The sequence below is a fragment of the Streptomyces purpureus genome (assembly GCF_014648195.1).
In the GTDB taxonomy this organism is placed as follows: Bacteria; Actinomycetota; Actinomycetes; order Streptomycetales; family Streptomycetaceae; genus Streptomyces; species Streptomyces purpureus.
Genome location: NZ_BMQQ01000004.1, coordinates 208,574 through 229,503, shown reverse-complemented (window position 1 = coordinate 229,503; position 20,930 = coordinate 208,574). Strand labels below are relative to the sequence as shown.

Here is a 20,930-nt window from a genome sequence, read left to right as displayed (position 1 = left end):
CACCCGCCAGGCTGCGCACGGCGCTTGCCGCCCACGGCGCCCGATCCGCGCGCCTCGCAAGCGGGCGAAGCCCGGGGCGGGGCAGGGCGGGGGCGGGGGGTGCCCCCGGCGCCCGCGCGGAGGCGCGAGCGGCGCCTGCGGGGGCCACGGCCCGCGAACCTCGCGCCTTCAGGCGCACCGCCCGCCAAGGCGGCGGAGGCCCGGTCTGACCGGCCACCCGCCAGGCTGCGCACGGCGCTTGCCGCCCACGGCGCCCGATCCGCGCGCCTCGCAAGCGGGCGAAGCCCGGGGGTGACCCGCGCACCCGCCAGGACGCCCGAGCGGCGCCCGCAGCCCGCGAACCACAACGCCTCGCAGGCGGCGGAAGCCCGGGGCGCCCCGCGCGACCGACGTCTGCGGCCCGCGAACCACGCGTCTTCAGGCGCACGCCCGCCAAGGCGGCTCAGGCCCGGGCCTGAGCCGCCGGCCCGCCAGGGCGGGCCGGCGGCCGCCCGCGCCGTCAGGCCTTCCGGGTCCGCGACGCCTTCTTTGCCGTGGCTCCCGCGCCCGCCGTGGCCTTCTTCGCCGGGGTCGCCTTCTTCCTCGGCGCCGCCGTCTTCTTCGTCACGCTTCGGGCCGCCGGGATCGTCGCGTCGGTGATCCGGTTCGAGTCGAGGATGTCGCGGAGGAACTTGCCAGTGTGGCTCGCGGGGATGCTCGCCACCTCTTCCGGGGTGCCTTCGGCGACGACGAGGCCGCCGCCGCTGCCGCCCTCGGGGCCCATGTCGACAACCCAGTCCGCCGTCTTGATCACATCGAGGTTGTGCTCGATGACGATCACGGTGTTCCCCTTGTCGACCAGGCCCGACAGGACCTTGATCAGCTTGGAGATGTCCTCGAAGTGGAGACCGGTCGTCGGCTCGTCCAGGACGTAGACCGTGCGGCCCGTGGACCGCTTCTGGAGCTCGGACGCCAGCTTCACCCGCTGGGCCTCACCGCCCGAGAGGGTCGGCGCGGACTGGCCGAGGCGGACGTACCCGAGGCCGACCTCATGGAGCGTCTTGAGGTGGCGGGCGATCGTCGGGACGGCCTCGAAGAAGTGCAGGGCCTCCTCGATCGGCATGTCCAGGACCTCGGCGATGGACTTGCCCTTGTAGTGGACCTCCAGGGTCTCCCGGTTGTAGCGCGCCCCGTGGCAGACCTCACAGGGGACGTACACGTCCGGCAGGAAGTTCATCTCGATCTTGATCGTGCCGTCGCCGGAGCAGTTCTCGCAGCGGCCGCCCTTGACGTTGAAGGAGAAGCGGCCCGGCAGATAGCCGCGCACCTTCGCCTCCATCGTCTCCGCGAAGAGCTTGCGCACATGGTCGAAGACTCCGGTGTACGTCGCCGGGTTGGACCGCGGGGTGCGGCCGATCGGCGACTGGTCGACGTGGACGACCTTGTCGACGAGGTCGTCGCCGTCCACGCGCGTGTGCCGCCCCGGCACCGACTTGGCGCCGTTGAGCTCGCGCGCCAGGTGGGTGTACAGGATGTCGTTGACCAGGGTCGACTTGCCGGAGCCGGAGACACCGGTGACCGCGGTGAGGACCCCCAGGGGGAACGAGACGTCGATGTCCTGGAGGTTGTTCTCCCGGGCGCCGTGGACGGTGAGGCGGCGCGTCGGGTCCGTGGGGCGGCGGATGTCCGGGGTGGCGATGGACTTCTTCCCGGACAGGTACTGCCCGGTCATGGAGTCCTGGTTGGACAGCAGCTCCTTCAGGGAGCCGGAGTGCACGACCTTTCCGCCGTGCTCGCCCGCGCCCGGACCGATGTCGACGACCCAGTCGGCCACCTTGATGGTGTCCTCGTCGTGCTCGACGACGATCAGGGTGTTGCCCATGTCACGGAGGCGGACGAGGGTCTCGATCAGCCGGTGGTTGTCGCGCTGGTGCAGGCCGATGGACGGCTCGTCGAGCACGTACAGCACACCGACCAGGCCGGAGCCGATCTGCGTGGCGAGGCGGATGCGCTGGGCCTCGCCGCCGGAGAGCGTGCCGGCGGCGCGGTTGAGGGAGAGGTAGTCGAGGCCGACGTCGACGAGGAACCGCAGCCGTTCGTTGACCTCCTTGAGGACCCGCTCGGCGATCTTCTTGTCGCGCGCGTTAAGGGTGAGGCGGCCGAGGAAGTCGGCGCACTCGCTGATCGACATCGCCGAGACCTCGGCGATGGACCGGTCCATGACCGTGACGGCGAGGACGATCGGCTTGAGGCGGGTGCCTTCGCAGGTGGGGCAGGGCACCTCGCGCATGTAGCCCTCGAAGCGCTCCCGGCTGGAGTCGCTCTCGGCCTCGCTGTGGCGCCGCTTGACGAAGGAGACGGCACCTTCGAAGGCGGGCGTGGTGTAGGCGCGCTCGCGTCCGTAGCGGTTGCGGTAGCGGACCTCTACCTGGGTCTTGTGGCCGTACAGCAGGGCCTTCCTCGCCCGCGCGGGGAGGCCGGCGAACGGGATGTCCGTACGGAAGCCGAGCGCCTGGGCGAGCCCGCCGATGAGGCGGCCGAAGTACTCCTTGGTGTGGCCGTGCGACCAGGGGTGGATGGCGCCCTCGTCGAGCGAGCGGTCCTCGTCCGGGACGATCAGCTCGGGGTCGACCTCCATGCGCGTGCCGATGCCGGTGCAGTCGGGGCAGGCACCGAAGGGCGAGTTGAAGGAGAAGGAGCGGGGCTCCAGCTCCTCGAAGGAGAGATCGTCGTACGGGCAGTACAGATGCTCCGAGTACATCCGCTCGCGCTCGGGGTCGTCCTCGGGGAGGTCGACGAAGTCGAGCACGACCATGCCGCCGGAGAGGCCGAGCGCGGTCTCGACGGAGTCGGTGAGCCGGCGCTTGGCGCTGTCCTTGACGGTGAGGCGGTCCACGACCACCTCGATGGTGTGCTTCTCCTGCTTCTTCAGCGTCGGGGGCTCGGCGAGCTGGATGGTCTTGCCGTCCACGCGGGCGCGGCTGTAGCCCTTGGTCTGGAGGTCGGCGAAGAGGTCGACGAACTCTCCCTTGCGCTCCCTGACCAGCGGCGAGAGGACCTGGAAGCGGCTGCCCTCGGGCAGCTCAAGGACCTTGTCGACGATGGCCTGCGGCGACTGGCGGGAGATGGGGCGGCGGCATTCGGGGCAGTGCGGCTTGCCGATGCGGGCGAAGAGCAGCCGGAGGTAGTCGTAGACCTCGGTGATGGTGCCGACCGTGGAGCGCGGGTTGCGCGAGGTCGACTTCTGGTCGATGGAGACCGCCGGGGAGAGGCCCTCGATGAAGTCCACGTCCGGCTTGTCCATCTGGCCGAGGAACTGCCGGGCGTACGAGGAGAGCGACTCGACGTAGCGGCGCTGGCCCTCGGCGAAGATCGTGTCGAACGCGAGGGAGGACTTGCCCGACCCGGAGAGCCCGGTGAAGACGATGAGGGAGTCACGCGGGAGGTCGAGCGAGACGTTCTTGAGGTTGTGCTCACGAGCGCCACGAACGATGAGACGGTCGGCCACGCCGGTCCGCACCTTTCTTGAGAGAAGCGGGGGCAGAGATGAGTGCCCGACAACCAAGGATGCCTGATGCCTCTCCCGAGCCTATAGCACGCGCATTCGATTTACGGACGCGCTCTGCCACCTTCACCCGAACGAGTGGCGGCGCTATCGTCGGCGCCATGATCGACCATGCGCGTGACCTGGCTTCTGTACGCGAAGCGACCGAGCGGCTCCTGACCGCAGCCGCCAAACTGGACAACGCGGCCGTGGCCGAGCCGTCACGGCTCCCCGGCTGGACCCGCGGCCACGTCCTGGCCCACGTGGCCCGTAACGCGGACGCTCTGGTGAACGTCCTGCGGGGCCTGCCCATGTACGCCGACGCCGCGACCCGCGACGCCGACATCGAGCGGGACGCGCCCCGGCCGCTCGCCGCCCAACTCGAGGACGTGCGCGGCAGCGCCGCCCGCTTCGACGCCGAGGGCGAGGCCGACGCCGACTGGAGCCGGACCGTCGAGCTGCGCAACGGCGTCACCGACCAGGCCGCCCGGGTGCCCTTCCGCCGGCTCGTGGAGGTCGAGCTGCACCATGTCGACCTCGGCATCGGCTACGAGCTGACCGACCTCCCGGCCGACTTCGTCGAGCGCGAGATCGAGTTCCTCGCCGACCGCTTCGCCGGCAACGCCTCCGTGCCGCCCACCCGGATCGTCACCGAGGGCGGCGAGTGGCGCACGGGTGGCACCGAGGGTGACGAGGTGACCGTCTCGGGCCCGGCTCCGGCCCTGCTCGGCTGGCTGGCCGGACGCACCGACGGAGGCGGCCTGGACACGACCGGCGGCCCGCTCCCGGCGCTCCCGCCGCTGTAGGCACGACACCCGGTCCTCGGCCTCCCGCGCCGGTGATCAGGGCCTAGGCTGAGGGGTATGACGTACAGCGGAGCGGTGAAGGTCGGCGGCCCGGCGGACGTGCACGAGCTGTCGGAGCTGATGATCTCGAAGGTCGCGGTCGGCCCGATGGACAACAACTCCTACCTGCTGCGCTGCCGGGCCACCGGCGAGCAGCTGCTGATCGACGCGGCCGCCGAGCCGCGGACGCTGCTCCAGCTGATCGGTGACGACGGCATCAAGGCCGTCGTCACCACCCACCGCCACGGCGACCACTGGCAGGCGCTGGCGGAGGTCGTCGCGGCGACCGGCGCGCGGACGTACGCCGGTGAGCACGACGCCGAGGGCATCCCCGTGCCGACGGACGTGCCGGTCGCGGACGGCGACACCGTCCGGTTCGGCCGCGTCGAACTGACCGCCCGTCACCTGGTGGGACACACGCCCGGTTCGATCGCGCTGATCTACGACGACCCGCAGGGCCATCCGCATGTCTTCACCGGCGACTGCCTCTTCCCGGGCGGGGTGGGCAACACCTGGAAGGATCCAAGGGCGTTCGCCAGTCTCATCCATGACGTGGAGCGCAAGCTGTTCGACGTGCTGCCGGACGAGACCTGGGTGTATCCGGGGCACGGCAAGGACACCACTCTTGGCGAGGAGCGGCCGAAACTCCCGGAGTGGCACGAGCGGGGCTGGTGACTGTCGCACCGAAGTGACACGGGGCGCGGGGAGCTTTCCCGGGGCGCATGGATCCGGCCGTGCGCTTCTGTACGCCCCCGTAACCCCTTGGGAGCAGGGGTAGTTGGCGCGACATGCCCAACAGTCATAGTCCCGCTCCCACCCCCGCCCCCACTCCCCCGGTCTCCGCCGCGCCGTCCCCCTCGCCGCGCCCCGTCTCGATGCCCCGGCTGGCCACCGCGTCACTGGCCGGGACCGCCATCGAGTTCTACGACTTCTTCGTCTACGGCACCGCGGCGGCCCTGGTCCTCGGGCCGCTGTTCTTTCCCACGTTCTCCCCGGTGGCCGGGACGCTGGCCGCCTTTGGCACCTTTGCCGTCGGTTTCCTCTCCCGCCCGCTGGGCTCGGCGCTTTTCGGCCACATCGGTGACCGGTACGGGCGGCGGCCGGTCATGTTCGCCTCGCTGATGCTGACGGGTTTCGCGACCGTGGCGGTCGGCTGCGTTCCTTCGTACGCCACTCTCGGGGTGGCCGCGCCCGTGCTGCTCCTCGTGCTGCGCTTTCTCCAGGGGCTCGGCCTCGGCGGTGAGTGGGGCGGCGCGGTGCTGCTGACCGCCGAGCACGCCCCGGAGCGTCGGCGCGGGCTGTGGGCGAGCTTTCCGCAGGTCGGTCCCGCGGTCGGCTTTCTGCTCGCGAACGGGGTGATGCTGGCGCTGTCGGCGGCGCTGACGGAGTCCCAGTTCCGCGACTGGGGCTGGCGGGTGCCGTTCTGGGCGGCGGGGCTGCTCGCCGTCGGCGGTCTGCTGCTGCGGGCCTCGCTGCACGAGACCCCGCAGTTCGCCGAGCTCGCCGCGTCCGGACGGCAGGCGACCGCGCCGCTGGCCGAGGTGGCGCGGGGTCACTGGCGGCTCGTCCTGCTGACCGCGGGGGCGCTCGCGGTGGGTTACGCGGTCTTCTACACGGTCTCCACGTGGGCGCTGGCGTACGGCACCGAGCGGCTGGGGGTGAGCCGTACGTCGATGCTGGTCTGCATCATGGCGGCGGTGGCCGTGAAGGGGGTGGTGACCCCGTTCGCCGCGATGCTGGGCGACCGCTACGGCCGCAGGCCGCTGTGTCTGGCCGGGTGCGCGGCGTCGGCGGTGTGGATGTTCCCGATGGTGGCGCTGCTGCACACCGGGGAGCCGCTGCTGATGTTCCTGGGGTTCCTGGGCGCGCTGCTGGCGTTCATCACGATGTTCGCGGTGGTCGCCGCGTATCTGCCGGAGCTGTACGAGCCGCGGGTGCGCTGTACGGGCGCGGCCGTCGGCTACAACCTCGCCGGGGTGCTGGGAGGGGCGCTGACGCCGATCGTGGCGACGGCGCTGTCGGGCGGCAGTGGGCCGCCGTGGGGTGTGGCGGCGTATCTGACGCTGGTGGCGCTGGTGAGCCTGGGCTGCTTCGCGCTGCTGCCGGAGACGCTGCCGGGCCGGGCCGTGGCGCCCAAGCGCGAGGGCGCGGCGGCGGTCTGAGCGGCCCTGTGACGCACCGCGGCCGGTGCGGGCGGTCGAATCACCGCCCGCACCGGCCGTGCGGCTCCTTGCGGACGTGTCAGGCGTCGATGCCGGCCTTCTCGGCCGTCTGCTCCGCGGCCTCCCGCTCGGCCTGCTTCTTGGAGGCGATCAGGCTGGTGATGGTGGTGATCACCAGCACGCCGCAGATGACAGCGAGCGAGAAGGGGATGGAGATCTCCGGGACGTGCACCCCGGACTCGTGCAGCGCGTGCAGGACGAGCTTCACGCCGATGAATCCCAGGATCACCGACAGGCCGTAGCTGAGGTGGACCAGCTTCTTCAGCAGACCGCCGATCAGGAAGTACAGCTGACGCAGGCCCATCAGGGCGAAGGCGTTGGCGGTGAAGACGATGTACGGGTCCTGGGTGAGGCCGAAGATCGCCGGGATGGAGTCGAGGGCGAAGAGCACGTCGGTGGTGCCGATGGCGAGCATGACGACCATCAGCGGGGTCAGCACGCGCTTGCCGTTGACGCGGATGAAGAGCTTGGTGTCGTGGTACTTGTCCGCGACGCCGAACTTCTTCTCGATGGACTTGAGGAGCCGGTTCTCCTCGAACTCGTCCTCCTCCTCGTCGGAGCGCGCCTCCTGGATGAGCTTCCAGGCGGTGTAGATCAGGAACGCGCCGAAGATGTAGAAGACCCAGGCGAAGCTGGCGACGATCGCGGCGCCCGCGGCGATGAAGATGGCGCGCAGGACGAGGGCGATCAGGACGCCGATGAGCAGCACACGCTGCTGGAGGTGGGAGGGGACCGAGAACTTCGCCATGATCAGGACGAAGACGAAGAGGTTGTCGACGCTGAGCGACTTCTCTGTGATGAATCCGGCGAAGAACTCTCCCGACGCCTGGCTGTTGCCGAAGAACAGCAGACCGAGGCCGAAGAGGGCGGCGAGGACGATCCAGACGACCGACCAGGTGCCGGCTTCCTTGATCGACACGTCGTGGGGCTTGCGGCCGATGAAGAAGTCGATCGCGATCAGGGCGCTCAGACCGAGAATGGTCAGCACCCACATGTTCATTGAAACGTCCACTGCGCCTCCGGCGTCGTACGGCTACTGATCAGCGTCGTCGCTGCCGGAGGTCTCTTCCACCCGGGGCTTTCCGGGCCGGCGCCCCGGGATCAGAGCTTTCGCATCTGTCCGTATTGACGGGCACGCCGCACACAGGGAGTACTCCCCTCCGCGCCGAGAAGATTACCCGAAAACCCAAAGGAAGGTAAAGACCAGGGTAAGGAGGCCCCAAGTGCCCAGGTCAGCGGCCCCAGGCCTGGCGGGCTTCGGCGACTTGGCCGAGGACCTGCCGGATCACCGCGCTGCCCTGAGGCGGGAGGGCCGGTTCGTACGTCCAGGCGTGACCGACCCACGGGTCGGCGAGGTGGTCGTCGGCGACCGGGGTGATCCGCAGCAGTGAGCGCCACAGCGGGTCGAGGACGGGGCCGTAGGCGCTGGCGTCCTCGCGGTCGGCCACCATCATCAGGTGGACGCCGACGGCGGGGCCCTCGTCGGCGAGGTAGCGGAGCTGGTTGACGCACCGGTCGTCGAAGCCGTGCGGGAAGTCGTTGACGATCAGCAGCTGCTCGGCCGGGTCTAGGCCGGGCGGCAGGGAGTCGGCGGCGCCCGCGCGGATCGCCATCTGCACCAGGTCGACCCGTTCGGTGAGCCGGGCCAGCACGGCCGCCACTCCGGCGGCACCGGCGGCGGGCGGGCCCGCGAGGACTCCGGTCTCGACCAGCGGCGCGAGGGAGGCGGCGGCCGACCCGGCGGGGTCGATGACATGGACGGTGAACTCCCCCGCGGGGTAGACCGCGAGCAGCCGGGCCGCGTGGGCGACGGCGGTGTCCATGGCGAGCCGCCGCAGCCTGCCCTCGTCGAGGAGGGCGGCGGCCTCGGAGTGACCACGGCCGCTGTCCACCCACAGGCCGCGCTCCAGCGGCAGCCGTACAAGCATGGGGATGCGCAGCTCGGGGCGTTCGGGGAGGTGGAGGTCGCCCAGGCGCAGCGCCATCGGGATCTCCATGGGGACGCGGTAGGCGTGCCAGACGGGGTTGTCCCAGCGGGCGAAGGGCGTCGGGAGGGCGGGTTCGACCACCTCGGACTCGGCGTCGAGCTGGGCGAGATCGCGGTCGAGGGCCTCGCGGGCCCGCGTGGTCAGCTCCTCGCACTTTGCGCGGGCCGCTTCGCGCGCGGCGTCCCCGGTCGCGCCGACGCGGCTGCGCGGGTCGGACAGGACGCGGTCGAGCTCCTGGTCCATGCGGGACTCGGCGAAGTCCACGGCGCTGCGGTAGGCGGCGGTGGTGCGGGCGAGGTCCTCGAACATGCCCCACACCTGGTTGTAGAGCCGCTCGTCCATCGACCAGCCGGTGGCGTCCCCGGCGACGGGGGTGGCGGGCCGGCCCGGCGGGGCGGCTTCGGGGGCCGAGGGCGGCGGCGGAGGGGCCGCGGACCGGCGGCGCGGGTGGGCGTAGTTGATGCCGCCGCCGCTGTCGGCCGCGGTGGCGTCGGCGGGCAGGGGCACCGGCAGGGTGGGGGCGGTGTCCGGGTGGTCGGAGCCGGTGAGGGGCGCCGAGTGGCGGACACGGTCCGCGTCCGGGACGCGCGGCGGTGGCGCGGAGACCGCGCGGGCCATGCCCCGGGCGACCGCGTCGAGGATGGCCGTGGCGATCTCCCCGGGCCGCTCCACGCCCTGGTCGCCGAGCATCGCCGTGAGGCCGCCGGCGTAGCCCTGGCCGACGGCGCGGACCTTCCAGGCGCCCTGGCGGCGGTAGAGCTCCAGGGCGGTGACGGCGGACTCGGCGTCGAGTCCGGTGATGGTGAACGTGGCGACCTCGTCGCCGTCGAGGCCGGTGACGGCGACGAACGGGGCGGCGACCGAGCCGAAGCGGGCCGGCCCGCCGGCGCCGACGGGCAGCGCGAGCAGGACCGTGACCCGGTGCACCGCGGCGGGCAGCGCGCCGAGGTCGAGGGCGAGCCGGTGGTCGGCGGCCGCCTGCTGGGAGACCTCGATGCCGGGCAGTGCGGGCGAGCCGGGGTGGGCGATCCATTCGGGCCCCTGGACCCTGCCGCGGTCGTCGCCGAGCGTGGCACCGGCGACGACCGGATGGCCCGCCGAGACCCGGATCTCCAGTCGGGTGTGCGGCAGGGGGTGGTTCTGCCCCCGGATCAGCTCGGCCGTCATCGCCTCTGTCCCCCTTGGTTCGCTGTGCTGTTGCAGTGCAGCTCCCGGCGGCCTGCTGCCTCCGGGAGCTGCGCGTACGTGATACGTCCTGGCCTACAGGTGCGGCAGGATCGCCGGCATCAGGTCCTGGAACGTACGGCCGTTGGCCGCGTTGCCCAGGGCCGTCATCTTCCAGCCGGCGCCGTCGCGGTGGACCTTGGCCATGATCTGCGCGGTGTACTGGCCACCGCCGTCCAGGGTGTAGCGGGCGAGCTCCTGGCCGTTGGACTCGTCGACGATCCGGCAGAAGGCGTTCTGCACCTCCTGGAACGTCTGGCCGGTGAAGGAGTTCACCGTGAAGACGATCTGGTCGATGTGGACCGGGACCCGCGCGAGGTCGACGAGGATCGCCTCGTCGTCGCCGCCCTGGCCGGCGCCGCCGACGAGGTTGTCACCGGTGTGGCGCACGGAGCCGTCGTCGCTGACGAGGTGGCGGAAGAAGACCACGTCCACCGGCTGCTTGTCGGCGAACAGCACCGCCGACGCGTCGAGGTCGACCTCCCGGGTGCGGGAGCCGAACAGGCCGCGGCGCGGCGCCGCCTGCCAGCCGAGCCCCATCCGCACAGCGGTAAGGGTGCCCCCGCCCTGCTTCTCCAGGCTGATGGCCTGACCCTTGGTCATGTTGACCGTCACGCGCTGTCCCCTCTCGTTGCGATCCCCCGCGGCCGTCTCCGCATGCGGTTGTGCAGCACCCTACGCAGGGGCACCGACAACGCAGCAAGTTCGGTCCGTTTTTGTGTCGGTCTTGCAACACACCGGCCGCCGGTGCGTCAGGCGAGTCCCGCCTCCTTCATCTGGCGCAACTCCTTCTTCAGCTCTCCCACCTCGTCGCGGAGCCGGGCGGCGACCTCGAACTGAAGCTCGGCCGCGGCGGCGCGCATCCGCTCGGTCATCTCCTCGATGATCCCGGCCAGTTCGGTCGCCGGACGGTCGCCACGCACCTCGCCCTTGGCGCCCGCCTTGCCGCGCCCCGGTGCGTGGGCGGCCAGCGAGGGGACGGGCGCCTTGGCGCCCTTGCCGTCCTTGGCCTGGCGGTAGCCGGTGCCGAGGAGCTCCTCGGTGTCGACCTCCTCGCGCGCGATGGTCGCGACGATGTCGTTGATCTTCTTGCGCAGCGGCTGCGGGTCGATGCCGTTGGCGGTGTTGTACGCGATCTGCTTCTCGCGGCGGCGGTTGGTCTCGTCGATGGCCTTCTCCATCGCCGGGGTGACCGTGTCCGCGTACATGTGGACCTGGCCGGAGACGTTGCGCGCGGCGCGGCCGATGGTCTGGATGAGGGAGGTGCCGGAGCGCAGGAAGCCCTGCTTGTCGGCGTCGAGGATGGCGACCAAAGACACCTCGGGAAGGTCGAGGCCCTCGCGGAGGAGGTTGATGCCGACGAGGACGTCGTACTCGCCGGAGCGCAGCTCGCGCAGCAGCTCGATCCGGCGCAGGGTGTCGACGTCGCTGTGGAGGTAGCGGACCTGGATGCCGAGTTCGAGGAAGTAGTCCGTGAGGTCCTCGGCCATCTTCTTGGTCAGGGTCGTGACCAGGACCCGCTCGTCCTTCTCGGTGCGCAGCCGGATCTCGTGGACCAGGTCGTCGATCTGGCCCTCGGTGGGCTTGACGACGACCTCGGGGTCGACGAGGCCGGTGGGGCGGATGATCTGCTCGACGAAGCCGTCGCCGCGGGAGAGTTCGTACGTGCCCGGGGTGGCGGAGAGGTAGACGGTCTGGCCGATCCGTTCCTGGAACTCCTCCCACTTCAGCGGCCGGTTGTCGAGCGCGGACGGCAGCCGGAAGCCGTGGTCGACCAGAGTCCGCTTGCGCGAGGCGTCGCCCTCGTACATGGCGCCGATCTGCGGGACGGTGACATGCGACTCGTCGATGACGAGGAGGAAGTCCTCGGGGAAGTAGTCGAGGAGGGTGTTGGGGGCGGAGCCGGGTTCGCGGTCGTCGAAGTGCATCGAGTAGTTCTCGATGCCGGAGCAGGAGCCGATCTGGCGCATCATCTCGATGTCGTAGGTGGTGCGCATGCGCAGCCGCTGGGCCTCCAGGAGCTTGCCCTGCTTCTCCAGTTCGGCGAGGCGCTCCTCCAGCTCCCGCTCGATGCCGTTGACCGCCTTCTCCATGCGCTCGGGGCCGGCGACGTAGTGGCTGGCGGGGAAGACGTACAGCTCGCGGTCGTCGCTGATGACCTCGCCGGTGAGCGGGTGCAGGGTGGACAGCGCCTCGATCTCGTCGCCGAACATCTCGATCCGGACGGCCAGCTCCTCGTAGACCGGGAAGATCTCGATGGTGTCGCCGCGGACCCGGAAGGTGCCGCGGGTGAAGGCGAGGTCGTTGCGGGTGTACTGGATGTCGACGAAGCGGCGCAGCAGCTGGTCGCGGTCGATCTCCTCGCCGACCTTGAGGGGGACCATCCGGTCCACGTACTCCTGCGGGGTGCCGAGGCCGTAGATGCAGGAGACGGAGGCGACCACGACCACGTCGCGCCGAGTCAACAGGGAGTTCGTCGCCGAGTGGCGCAGCCGCTCGACCTCCTCGTTGATGGAGGAGTCCTTCTCGATGTAGGTGTCCGACTGGGGGACGTACGCCTCGGGCTGGTAGTAGTCGTAGTACGAGACGAAGTACTCGACGGCGTTGTTGGGGAGCAGCTCGCGGAACTCGTTCGCCAGCTGTGCGGCCAGCGTCTTGTTCGGCGCCATCACCAGGGTGGGGCGCTGGAGCTTCTCGATCATCCAGGCGGTGGTTGCCGACTTGCCGGTGCCGGTCGCGCCGAGCAGGACGACGTCCTTCTCGCCCGCACGGATGCGTCGCTCGAGGTCGGCGATGGCCGTGGGCTGGTCACCGCTGGGCTGGTACGGACTGACGACCTCGAAGGGCGCCACCGTGCGTTCGATCTGGGAAACGGGCCGCATGGATCCACCGTACGACCCCCCACTGACAGTCGGGCCCGGATCGGCCCGCTCCCCCGTCCCGGCATGGGCCCGGGCGGGCTGCGAAGCGGTCAGCCGCGCTGCCGTCCGCGGCGCGGGGAGCGGCCGGAGGCGCCGGCGGGGCGGCGGGCGGACCAGTTCGCGGGCTCGCCGTACGCACGTGGACCGCGCTGGGCGGGCAGACCGGGCCGGGGGGCGGTGCGGTCCCGGGGCGCCGGGTCGCCCATGACCAGGAGCGGGTCGAACATCACCACCACGCCGGCCAGCAGGAGGAAGACGACGGGCCCGATCAGCATGGGCAGCAGGACTCCGGGGGCGGAGTCCCCGACCGGGGCGGCGCCTGCGGCGGGGTCGAGGTGGACGTCGACGGCGGCCATGGCGGTGTAGTGCATCCCGCTGACGGCGAGGCCCATCACGAGACTGGCCCCGAGGCTGGCCAGGAAGCCGTGCACGGAGACGGCGGCCCACAGCGCCGAAGTGGCCGCCACGACCGCGATCACCACGGACAGGACGACGGTGAAGGTGTCGTACTCCACCCGCCCCTGGAACCGCATTCCGGCCATGCCCAGGTAATGCATGGTGGCGATGCCGAGACCGGTGATGGTGCCGCCGGTGATCAGGGCGAGCGGGGTGGCGCCGCGGTAGCCGACGATGAAGATGCCGATGCCGACCATGCCGACCGCCACGCCCAGACTGGCGAAGGTGAGCGGGCGGTCGTAGCTGATCGGCGCCCCGGCGACGGTGAAGCCCATCATGGCGATGAAGTGCATCGTCCAGATGCCGCTGCCTATCGAGGTGGCGCCCAGGGTGAGCCAGCCCGGCTTGAACGTCCCTCCGTTCCGGAGGGACCGGGTGGTGCAGCGCAGTCCGAGCGCCCCGCCGAGGCAGGCCATGAGATAGGCGGCCACCGGAGTGACCAGGCCGTAGCTGAAGCCGTCGACCGTGCCGTGCTGCATGCCGTATGCCCTCCGTCCCTGTGCCGCGGATCCGGTCTGTCGTGTGCCGGTGGTTCCGGCGAGATTATGGCCCGCGACGCGCCAAGCCAACGTGTGCGGGGCCCTGTAGGGGCGGGGATACTGCGCGGTAGGGCGTCCCGCACGCCCCCCGACGGGTTTTCGATCATCGTTTCCCTGTTCTTCTCCTCCTTTTCGCCTCCGCCCCCGCTGCCGTTCGAGCTCCAGCCACTCTCCGTGGCCATCCGCTGACTGTGACGCCGACGCGAGGAGTTTCCTTGACCGTTCGCCCCGCCGCCGTGACCGCCGCGGCCGGCTGTGCCGTGACCGCGCTCCTGACCGCCGGTGTGCTGCTCGCCCCGGCCTCACCGCCGGAGGCCCCGGCGAGTTCCCCGAACCCCGTGGCGCCGGCCGGCGCCCAGCGCCAGGCGGACGACGCCCCGGGCGGTCCGCTCGTCATCGCCCACCGCGGCGCCTCCGCCTACGCCCCGGAGAACACCCTGGCCGCCGTCGACGAGGCCAGGGTCATGGGGTTCACCTGGGTGGAGAACGACGTCCAGCGCACCAGGGACGGGCAGCTCGTCGTCATGCACGACGAGAGCCTGGCCAGGACCACGGACGTGGAGCAACGTTTCCCCGGCCGCTCCCCCTGGAAGGTCAAGGACTTCACGGCCGCCGAGATCGCCCGGCTCGACGCGGGCAGCTGGTTCGGCTCACGGTGGGCCGGAGCGCGGGTGCCGACGCTGGCCCAGTACCTGGACCGGGTCGAGCGCAACGGCCAGAACCTGCTCCTGGAGATCAAGAAGCCGGAGCTCTACCCGGGCATCGAAGGGGACACCCTGCGGGTCCTGGGGGAGCGGGGCTGGCTGGACCGGCACCATGTGGCGGAGCGGCTGGTCGTGCAGAGCTTCGGCGCCGACACCGTACGGGCCGTGCACGACCGGCGCCCCGATGTCGTCACCGGCTTCCTCGGCACCCCGAAGGTCTCCGAGCTGCCGGCCTACGCCAGGTTCACGGACCAGATCAATCCGTCGCACACCACGATCGACGCCGCCTACGTGGCCGCGGTGCACCGGCTGAAGGGCGCCCACGGGTGGCCGCTCCAGGTGAGCACCTGGACGGTGAACGACGCGGCGGCGGCACGCCGGGTCGCCGGCTACGGCGTCGACGCGATCATCACGAACAAGCCGGATGTGGTGCAGGAGGCCACCGGCTGAGCCCTGCCGCGCCGTACCGGCCCGCGTTGTCGGTGCCGGGTCGTACGGTGGTCCGCATGAAGAGCATCGAGTGGGCCACGGTCGGCACGGACATCGGGCCGCTGCTGCTCGCCGCGACCGGCGACGGTCTGGTGAGCGTGGTCTTCCACGCCGACGCGGCGGTGCGCGAGAAGTCGCTCGAGCGGCTGTCGGCGCAGCTGGGCGGGGAGCTCGTCGAGGACGCGGAAGGCCGCCTGGCCGAGCCCATACGCCAGCTCGCGGCCTACTTCGCGGGCGGCCTGAAGGAGTTCACGCTGCCGCTGGACTGGTCCCTGACGGCCGGTTTCAACCGGCAGGTGCTGCGCGAGCTGGCGGCGGGCGTGCCGTACGGCACGGTCGTCGGCTACGGCGAGCTGGCCCGCCGGGTCGGCCAGCCGACGGCGGCCCAGGCGGTGGGCGCGGCGATGGGCGCCAATCCGCTGCCGGTGGTGGTGCCGTGCCACCGGGTGGTCGAGAGCGACGGCGGGCTGGGCGGTTTCGGGGGCGGCCTGGAGACGAAGCGGCAGCTGCTGGCCCTGGAGGGGGTCCTGCCGGCGCCGCTGTTCTGACCGGGGCGTCGGCCCGGCCGGGCGGCCGGGGCGGACTCGGCGGACCGCCCAGCCCAGTCGGCCTGCGCCGTCCTGCCTGCGCCGCTGTTCTGACCGGCGCATCGCCTCGACCGGGCGGCCGGGGCGTCAGCTCGGGCGGGCGGCCGGGGCGGACTCGGCGGCCTGCGCCTTGGGCGGGGCTGCCGCACCGACCGGGCTGCCGCCTGGACGAGCGTCGTCGGCGCACCGACCGCGCTGCCGCCTGGACGGGCCGGCCTCCCGGCCGAGCCACGGCGCCGGAGCACTCCCCGGCCGGCCGTCGCCTCGACCGGCCGCACGGCTGGCCGGTCCGGCTGCGGACCGCCTCCGGCGGGCGGGGGTGGGAGCCTCGGCCGGCGGGGCGGGGGCGGGCCCAGGGTCCTCGTCCAGCGGCGGGGGCGGGGCGCAAGGGCGTTGTCCGACCGGGGGCACGCGCCGTCCGACCGGGGGCACGCGCCGTCCGACCGGGGGCAGGGGCCGCGTCCGACCGGGGGCAGGGGCCGCGTCCGACCGGCGGCGGCAGGGGCCGCGTCCGACCGGGGGCAGGGGCCGCGTCCGACCGGCGGCGGCGAGGGGCGCGTCCGACCGGGGGCGGGGCCGCGTGACCGGCGTGACGTTTTCTCGGGGCGTAAGGGCTGGGACACTGCCTCGGTGACTACATCTCGGGGTGCCGCGGACGCGGCCGACGCCAGACCGCCAGCGGAGCCCGCGATAGCCGTCACGGCCGATGAACTGCCCGCCGTGCGGCGGCGGATCGCGGCCGTGCTCATCGCCAGCCAGATCCTGGGCGGTCTCGGGGTCGCCATCGGTATCGCGCTGGCCGCCGTCCTCGCCCAGGAGATCAGCGGTACGGAGGCGCTGGCCGGGCTCGCCCCGACCGCCACCGTCGCCGGGACGGCGCTGCTGTCGATGCCGCTGGCCGCGCTGATGACCAGCCGCGGCCGCCGCCCCGGCCTGGTGCTCGCCTACCTCGTGGGCGCGCTCGGCTCGGGGGTGGTGGTGCTCGCCGCGGTGATCGGCAGCTTCCCGCTGCTCCTGGTCGGCATGGCCGCCTTCGGTGCCGGATCCTCCGCCAACCTGCAGGCGCGGTTCGCGGCGGCGGACCTCGCCGAGCCGGAGCGGCGCGGCCGGGCGATCTCCACGGTCGTCTGGGCCACCACGATCGGCGCGGTCCTCGGGCCCAACGTCGCCTCGCCCGCGGGGCGTACGGTCTCCGGCCTCGGGATCCCGGCGACGGCGGGCCCGTTCGTCTGGGCGGCGGGGGTGTTCCTGATCTCGGCGGTGATGGTGGCCGTGCTGCTGCGCCCGGATCCGCTGCTGACGGCCCGTGCGCTGGCCGGGCCGGCCGAGGACGGATCCCCGGCGGCGCGTTCCCTGCGGGCCGGTCTGACGGCCGTACGGGAGTCTCCGCGGGCCCGGCTGGCGCTGGTGGCGGTCGCCGTGTCGCACACGGCGATGGTGTCGATCATGTCGATGACTCCGGTCGCCCTGACCCACCACGGCGCGGGCATCCAGCTGATCGGTCTGGTGATCAGCGGCCACATCGCCGGTATGTACGCGTTCTCGCCGGTGATGGGCTGGCTCTCGGACCGGCTCGGCCGGCTGTCGGTGATCGGTCTCGCCGTCGGCCTGCTCGCGCTGGCCGCGCTGCTCGCCGGTACGGCAGGGCCCAGTCATGCCCGTACCGCCGCGGGGCTGTTCCTGCTGGGCCTGGGCTGGTCGGCGGGCCTGGTCGGGGGCTCGGCGCTGCTCACCGACTCGGTGCCGCAGGCCGCCCGCGCGGCCGTGCAGGGCCTGTCCGACCTGACCATGAACACGGCGGCGGGCGTGGGCGGTGTGGCGGCCGGGCTCATCGTGGCGCACGGGGGCTACGGCTGGCTGAACGCGGTGGGCGCCGCGCTGCTCCTGCCGCTGGCCGCCCTGGCGGTCCGCAGGGCCACGAGCCGCGCCTGAGGACCGCAGGGCCCTGAGCGCCCCTCCGGGGCCCTACAGCGAGATGTGGTACGCCTTGCGCAGGGTCTCGTGGACCGTCCACGTCGTACGGTCGCCCTCGCGCAGCACGCACGCGTCGCCCGGCCCGATCTCCAGGGTCTCCCCGCCCTCCACGGCGACGGTGGCACGCCCGCTGACGACGACGAAGAGTTCGTTGGCCTCCGTGTCGGTGACCACGCCGGGCGTGATCTGCCAGATGCCGCGTACCTGCGTGCCGTCGGCGGACTCCCAGAGCACCTTGCCGGTGACGACCGGGTCGCCGGAGACGATCTGCTCGGGGTCCAGGGGCTCCGGCTCCAGCTCCGCGTCGGGGATGTGGACGGCGAAGGACGGCCGGCCGGAGGTCTGGGCGGAGAGCTGGTCATGTGTCGTCATGGCCGGTGACTGTAGCGGGGCCGCCGGGGCGCCTCGCGGTCAGGAGGGGCTGGAAGAAGCCCGACTCCCCCGGCTCCGACCAGCGGACTTCTTCGAAACCCGCCCCGGCGACGAAATCCGAAGTACGGCCGCGGGGCAGTGCCCAGTACGTCGCGCGGTGCACCTTGGTGGCCCAGGTGGCGCCGTTCGGAAGGAGCTGGAAGAGCTCCAGCTCGTAGTGCTCGCCGTCGTCGTGCCAGTGCCAGAGCTGGAAGCTGATCGCGCGGCCGCCGGGCCCGGTGCGGACGCCCGGCGGGGTGGAGCGCGGGCGTTCGCGGAGCAGCTCGTCGTACGGGCGGGTGCTCAGCAGCAGCAGACCGCCTGGTCGCAGCACCCGCAGCTGCTCGCCGACGGCCGCGCGGACATCCTCGGCGGTCAGCAGGTGCGGCAGGGAGTTGTCGGCGCACACGACGACGTCGAAGGAGCGGTCGGGGAAGGGCAGAGCCCGCATGTCCGCCGCGGAGAAGCGGGCCTGGAGCCCTCGAGCGGCGGCCTCCTCACGCGCGCGTGCGACGGCCGCGGGACTGAGGTCGGTGCCGTTGACCCGGTGGCCGTGACCGGCCAGACCGAGCGCCTGGGTACCGATTCCGCAGGAGCAGTCGAGGATGTCGTACCGGCCCGGACCGAGCGCTTCCGTAACCTTCCGGTCGAGTGCTGCACCCTGTCGGCCGACGCTCGCCCCCCAGTCGGCGTACATGAGGTCGTAGTCGGCGGCGAGTTCGTCGTAGAAATGACGAGTCGAGGGAGCTACGTGGTCCGTCATGGGGTCACGCTAGCCCGCTCGACCCCGCGCGGTTGACCGAAAGACGGGCGGGGGCGTCCGCCGGCACAACCGTGTCCGCGCAGGTCGGTGACGGCGTCTTTGGTGCGCCCAATGTTGGTCGCCGGGATCGGCCCGGGACCCCTGACAGGCATGGCGTGCACCCGTCAAACTCGCCCCGAGTCCCCCACCTCACTCGGACAGGAGAGTGCGATGTCACCCCTGCTCACGCAGACTCCCCCCACCACCCGGCTCCCGAAGTCCCCTCCCACGGCACGGCCCCCGAGGGCGGCCCTCGTCGCCGCCTCCCTCACCGCCACGGCCGCGCTGCTCGCCATGGCGGCCGGCGCCCCCGCCTCCGCCGCGACGCCCGACCCCACGGCCCCGGGCGCCGCGTACAAGGCCGCCCACGACACCCTCGGCGTCCAGCGGCTCACCCCGGAGCAGCGCAGTCTCGACGCCGCGAAGCAGGCCGAGGCGGCGAGATCGTACGAGCGCACGCGCGCACGCTCGGCGTCCCTCGACGAGTCGACGCTCGCCGAGTCGTCGGCAGTCGGCCGGTCGTCGACGCTCGCCGGGTACAAGCTCTCCGGAGGGCTGCACCAGTCGCAGCAGACCTCCTACTGGTGCGGCCCGGCGACGCTGGTCATCACCCAGTCCGCGCGTGACGGGGTGGCCGGCCGTTCGCAGCGGGACGCCGCGACCCTGCTCAAGACGAACACCAGCGGCACCGCGTGGTACGGCATCAACATCAACGTCCCGAGCCCCACCGGCTATCCCATGGCGGACGCCCTCAACAAACGGCTGCCAGGGGCGGGGTACGTACCGCGGGCGCTGCCCTACACCCCGACCGCCACCGACAAGGCCAACTTCAAGCAGCACATCATCTACAACACCGACAAGGACTACGCGATAGCGGGCAACGCCTGGGAGGTTCCCGGCGGGCCGCATCTCGTCGGCCATCCGAACATAGAGATCTTCCACTGGGTGTCGATAGACGGCTACAACACCGACACGGCGGCCGGTCAGGTCAACTACCTGGACCCGGTGGGCGGGGTGAGCACGAGCGTCATCTCGTGGGCCGGTTCGGTGCCCAAGTCCGCGCGGATCTCGTCGGACACCATCACCACCATCATGGGGGGCCGTGGATACGTCTGGTAGGCACACGCTCGCGCCGACGGGCCCCGGACCGGCCCTGGCTGCCCTGCTCCTGGCGGCGGCCCTGGCCCTGGCCGGGTGCTCGTCGGCGCGGCGCCCGCCCCCGCCCGAGCCGCCTGCGCCCTCCACGCGCGCGGTGGCGGACGCCTGCGAGGTCCCGCTGCCCGGCAGCTGGCGCGCGGCGCTCGACGCGGGCGAGGTCCGGGCGCCCGGCGGCACGCGCGCGGTGCTGGCCGAGGCCGGGCCCGGCTGGACGGCCGTACAGCTCACCGGGGACGGGCGGCGCAGCGCCGCGCTTCTCGGGGCCGGCCCGGTCCGGACACTGCTGGCCTTCGCCGATCCGGTCGAACACCAGCTCCTCGGGGCGGACTTCGACGGCCGTCACGCCGTCTTCGGGGTGCTGGACGGAAGGACCCTGGACAGCCCCTGGAGTCTGTACGTCTGGGACGCGACGACGGGCAGCACGCGCAGGCTCGCCCGCGCGGACCGGCCCGGTCCGCTGCCCCAGCCGGTGCTTCGCGACTCCACGGTGTTCTGGGCGCAGGGCGTCGGCGGCGGGAAGGCGACCGTTTTCGCCGCTCCGGCGGCGGGAGGCGCGCCACGGGCCGTGCGTACGGGCGTGCTGGAGGCCCCGTTCGCCGCCGGGGAGCTGCTGGTGTGGCGGGAGGCCCACGGCGGCGGGACCCGGCTGTCGGCCGTCTCCCTCGCCACCCTGGAACCGGCGGCCCTGCCCGCTCCGGTCGCGGCGCTGCGCGACGTACGGTCCGTCGCCTCGGACGGGACGACGTGGGCGTGGGTGGCCGGTGAGCCGGAGTCACGGCTGGTGGTGTGGCGCCCGGGTCAGGCGGCTCCCTCCGCGGCCGTCTCCGGGGTACCCGCGGTGGACGGCGTCGACCAGGTGCGGGTCACCGGCCGGCTGATCACCTGGCGGACGCCGGAGACGTCGTACGCGCTCGACCTGGGCTCGGGGGCGTACACGCGGATCACTCCGAGGTACGGCTACGCGCAGGCCCGGGGCGGGGCGCTGGCGGTCGCCTTCAGCGAGGGCGACGCCAAGGCCGACGGGTCGCGCGCGGTGATCCAGGTGGTACGGGCGGACCGGCTGCCCGGGCTGCCGGGATGCGGCTGA

Annotated in this window: 16 protein-coding genes; 8 read left to right on the top strand and 8 right to left on the bottom strand. The window is 72.3% G+C overall.

Going from position 1 to position 20,930, the window contains the following annotated elements; all coding sequences use genetic code 11:
* Positions 1–499: 499 nt before the first annotated feature.
* Complete coding sequence (gene uvrA / locus IEZ01_RS08130) at positions 500–3,487, bottom strand: excinuclease ABC subunit UvrA (protein WP_189200707.1); 2,988 nt, start codon at positions 3,485–3,487, stop codon at positions 500–502.
* 158 nt (positions 3,488–3,645) lie between these two features.
* Between uvrA and IEZ01_RS08125 the strand changes: the two genes are divergently transcribed.
* The 3 genes from IEZ01_RS08125 (at position 3,646) to IEZ01_RS08115 (ending at position 6,530) form a co-directional block, all read left to right on the top strand.
* Positions 3,646–4,329 carry a maleylpyruvate isomerase family mycothiol-dependent enzyme gene (locus IEZ01_RS08125; RefSeq protein WP_189200706.1) on the top strand — a complete coding sequence of 228 codons (684 nt, stop codon included), beginning with the start codon at positions 3,646–3,648 and terminating at the stop codon, positions 4,327–4,329.
* Between the two features lie 57 nt (positions 4,330–4,386).
* Complete coding sequence (locus IEZ01_RS08120; protein WP_019885359.1) at positions 4,387–5,043, top strand: MBL fold metallo-hydrolase; 657 nt, start codon at positions 4,387–4,389, stop codon at positions 5,041–5,043.
* Between the two features lie 200 nt (positions 5,044–5,243).
* Positions 5,244–6,530, top strand: a complete 1,287-nt coding sequence (locus IEZ01_RS08115) for an MFS transporter (RefSeq protein WP_019885360.1) — start codon at positions 5,244–5,246, stop codon at positions 6,528–6,530.
* A 79-nt stretch (positions 6,531–6,609) separates the two neighbouring features.
* Here the strand turns inward: IEZ01_RS08115 and IEZ01_RS08110 are convergent, their stop codons facing one another.
* The 5 genes from IEZ01_RS08110 to IEZ01_RS08090 form a co-directional block, all read right to left on the bottom strand.
* Complete coding sequence (locus IEZ01_RS08110; RefSeq protein WP_189200704.1) at positions 6,610–7,602, bottom strand: TerC/Alx family metal homeostasis membrane protein; 993 nt, start codon at positions 7,600–7,602, stop codon at positions 6,610–6,612.
* Between the two features lie 220 nt (positions 7,603–7,822).
* Positions 7,823–9,745, bottom strand: a complete 1,923-nt coding sequence (locus IEZ01_RS08105) for a TerD family protein (protein ID WP_189200702.1) — start codon at positions 9,743–9,745, stop codon at positions 7,823–7,825.
* A 93-nt stretch (positions 9,746–9,838) separates the two neighbouring features.
* Positions 9,839–10,417: a TerD family protein gene (locus IEZ01_RS08100; protein WP_019885363.1), complete on the bottom strand. Its 579-nt coding sequence runs from the start codon at positions 10,415–10,417 to the stop codon at positions 9,839–9,841.
* Between the two features lie 137 nt (positions 10,418–10,554).
* A complete protein-coding gene (uvrB, locus tag IEZ01_RS08095) occupies positions 10,555–12,684 on the bottom strand; it encodes an excinuclease ABC subunit UvrB (protein ID WP_019885364.1) in 2,130 nt (709 codons plus the stop codon).
* An 89-nt stretch (positions 12,685–12,773) separates the two neighbouring features.
* Complete coding sequence (locus IEZ01_RS08090) at positions 12,774–13,658, bottom strand: MHYT domain-containing protein (RefSeq protein ID WP_189200700.1); 885 nt, start codon at positions 13,656–13,658, stop codon at positions 12,774–12,776.
* 398 nt (positions 13,659–14,056) lie between these two features.
* Between IEZ01_RS08090 and IEZ01_RS08085 the strand changes: the two genes are divergently transcribed.
* The 3 genes from IEZ01_RS08085 (at position 14,057) to IEZ01_RS08075 (ending at position 17,430) form a co-directional block, all read left to right on the top strand.
* Positions 14,057–14,872, top strand: coding sequence for a glycerophosphodiester phosphodiesterase (locus IEZ01_RS08085; protein WP_052185746.1), 816 nt, complete (start codon positions 14,057–14,059; stop codon positions 14,870–14,872).
* Between the two features lie 56 nt (positions 14,873–14,928).
* Entirely contained in the window at positions 14,929–15,459 is a 531-nt protein-coding gene (locus IEZ01_RS08080; RefSeq protein ID WP_189200698.1) for a methylated-DNA--[protein]-cysteine S-methyltransferase, read from the top strand.
* Between the two features lie 729 nt (positions 15,460–16,188).
* Positions 16,189–17,430 carry an MFS transporter gene (locus IEZ01_RS08075; protein WP_040875407.1) on the top strand — a complete coding sequence of 414 codons (1,242 nt, stop codon included), beginning with the start codon at positions 16,189–16,191 and terminating at the stop codon, positions 17,428–17,430.
* A gap of 33 nt (positions 17,431–17,463) precedes the next feature.
* Here the strand turns inward: IEZ01_RS08075 and IEZ01_RS08070 are convergent, their stop codons facing one another.
* A complete protein-coding gene (locus IEZ01_RS08070; protein ID WP_019885369.1) occupies positions 17,464–17,844 on the bottom strand; it encodes a cupin domain-containing protein in 381 nt (126 codons plus the stop codon).
* Complete coding sequence (locus IEZ01_RS08065) at positions 17,831–18,646, bottom strand: class I SAM-dependent methyltransferase (protein ID WP_189200696.1); 816 nt, start codon at positions 18,644–18,646, stop codon at positions 17,831–17,833. The genes IEZ01_RS08070 and IEZ01_RS08065 overlap by 14 nt, the downstream gene beginning before the upstream one ends.
* Positions 18,647–18,856: 210 nt before the next feature.
* On the opposite strand from IEZ01_RS08065, the gene IEZ01_RS08060 reads away from it, so the two are divergent.
* Both IEZ01_RS08060 and IEZ01_RS08055 read left to right on the top strand, forming a co-directional pair.
* The gene (locus IEZ01_RS08060; protein ID WP_019885371.1) at positions 18,857–19,804 is read left to right on the top strand and encodes a cysteine peptidase family C39 domain-containing protein; all 948 of its coding nucleotides are present in this window, start codon (positions 18,857–18,859) and stop codon (positions 19,802–19,804) included.
* A complete protein-coding gene (locus IEZ01_RS08055) occupies positions 19,788–20,930 on the top strand; it encodes a hypothetical protein (protein ID WP_229832780.1) in 1,143 nt (380 codons plus the stop codon). The genes IEZ01_RS08060 and IEZ01_RS08055 overlap by 17 nt, the downstream gene beginning before the upstream one ends.